Origin of the sequence: Okeania sp. SIO2B9 (assembly GCF_010672505.1) — a bacterium.
Classification (GTDB): Bacteria; Cyanobacteriota; Cyanobacteriia; order Cyanobacteriales; family Microcoleaceae; genus Okeania; species Okeania hirsuta.
Genome location: NZ_JAAHGK010001241.1, coordinates 1 through 2,257, shown reverse-complemented (window position 1 = coordinate 2,257; position 2,257 = coordinate 1). Strand labels below are relative to the sequence as shown.

General features: G+C 37.4%; 1 protein-coding gene. It reads left to right on the top strand.

Annotated elements, in window-relative coordinates; all coding sequences use genetic code 11:
• The coding region (locus F6K13_RS29375) for a plasmid replication protein, CyRepA1 family (RefSeq protein WP_287289323.1) at positions 1–1,745 on the top strand (1,745 nt) is incomplete at its 5' end.
• Positions 1,746–2,257 lie beyond the last annotated feature (512 nt).

Here is a 2,257-nt window from a genome sequence, read left to right as displayed (position 1 = left end):
CGGAAAATTGGTCGAATGGAGTGGTAATTATTGATGAAATAGAACAGGTAATTTGGCATGGTTTAAATTCTAATACTTGTCGGCAAAACCGAGTAGAAATTCTCAGGTCTTTCAAAACATTAATGCTAAATGTTTTAGGAGGTGTCGGTCAGGTATTTATAGCTGATGCTGACTTAAGCGATATTTCAATAGATTATCTACAAGCTTTAGCAGGAGTAAAATTAGAACCTTTTATTATTCAAAATGATTGGCTACCAGGAGAAAAAGAAGCTTGGCAAGTTTTTAATTATCCAGAAACTACTCCCAAAAGATTAATAGCAGATTTACACAAACATATCCGTGAAGGTGGCAAACCAATGGTGTGTTTGTCAGCACAAAAAATTACCAGTAAATGGGGAACCCGTGCTTTAGAAGCTTATCTAAAAAAACAGTTTCCTGACTTAAAAATCCTCAGAATAGATTCAGAATCTTTAGCAGAACCTAATCATCCTGCTTATGGTTGTATTAAATCATTAAATCAAGTATTGCCACAATATGATATTGTCTTAGCTTCTCCCTCCATTGAAACAGGAATTAGTATTGATATTCAAGGTCATTTCACTTCAGTTTGGGCTATTGCTCAAGGAGTACAAGGAGCAACTTCAGTTTGTCAATCTTTGGGTAGAGTTCGTGAGAATATTCCCAGATATTTATGGGTAGCAAATTCTGGTTTTAATCAAGTTGGTAATGGTTCGACTTCTATTACTTCTTTGCTCAATTCCGAACAACGTCTGACTCAACTCAATATTAGACTATTACAACAATCAGATTTTGATAGTTTGGACGATATAGAAACAGGTTTTCAAGCAGAATCTTTTTTGTGTTGGGCAAAAATAGCGGTTCGTTTCAATGCAGGAATGAATCAATATCGAGAGTCTATTTTAGAAGCTTTGCGAGTCGAAGGACATCATATTATCGAAGCTTCCCCAGAAGTTTTAGCTAATAATTTAGAAGCCAAAAAATCATCAGAAACACTTACAGAAATTAATGATTTACAGGAAGCGATCGCTACTGTAATTAAGCAAAATTATCAGACAGAATGTGAGGCGATCGCTACTGCCAGAAATATTAGTTTAACCGAGTATCAAAAACTCAAAAAGCGATTATCCAAAACCAGCAAACAACAACGGGAACAACGAAAATTTGAATTAATGTTGCGTTATAGTATTCCCATAACTTCTGAATTGGTAGAAAAAGATGATGCTGGATGGTATCAACAGTTGCAACTACATTATTTTATGACCGTAGGACGACAATACTTAGTAGCACGAGATGCTGAGGTAGCGAAAACAATTTTGGAGTTAGGCAAGGGAAATATTTTCATACCTGATTTTAACGATCGCTTACTGGGTGCAACCATCGGGGTGATGGAATTATTGAAAATACCGCTATTGTTGAAAGATAAGCAACGGGAGTTGAAAAATATTGATGAAGATTTGCAATTGTTGGCCAAGACCGCTTTAGCAAACCGAGCAGCAATTAAAACTATAGTCGGGATAGGGTTGGCGGTAAATTCTAGTCCGATTACAATAGTGCGGCGTTTTTTGGATAAAATTGGTTATAGTTTGGAGTGTTTGCGTACAGAAACTCACCAGAAAAAGCGATTGCGAATTTATCGTATTGTTAATCCTGATGATGGCAGGTTTGAGGTATTTCAGCAATGGTTAAGTGCTAGTCATACTAAATCTTGTAAAGACGGAGTTTAAATAAAATGGTAATCCTGCTCGCGTAATGGTATACAGCAAAAAGTAATACCAGGCACGGGAGCAAGATGTTCCCACTGTTCTCATAATAAACATTGCCGGATAATGTACGACTACCAATAAAACTTTTATTGTGCGAGCATCTTGCTCGCCACGGGTGTACCTCATCCTTGATAAAATTTCTAATATAGCAGAAGGAAGAAGGCTTTAATTATCTAGCCCACATTCCGCACCACAAAATGTAGCAACCGAAGAAGGAGTCACGAGACAACCCACCCCTCGCCCCTCCCAGGAGGGGAAAACAGGAGACAGAATTTTAGAAGAAAATTATAGCTGCCGTGATTGAGTCATCATCAGAGCAAGTATTTATGCGTAAATTTTTTACTAGTGGGACTTACACAACTTAACTGGCCAAATTAGACTATAATGCTTGTAAATCAATAATTTTACGTCGAAGCGATCGCAAGGAACGAAAGAAACAACCCCTACTGCAATGCCCCCTTGCTTTGAAAGGT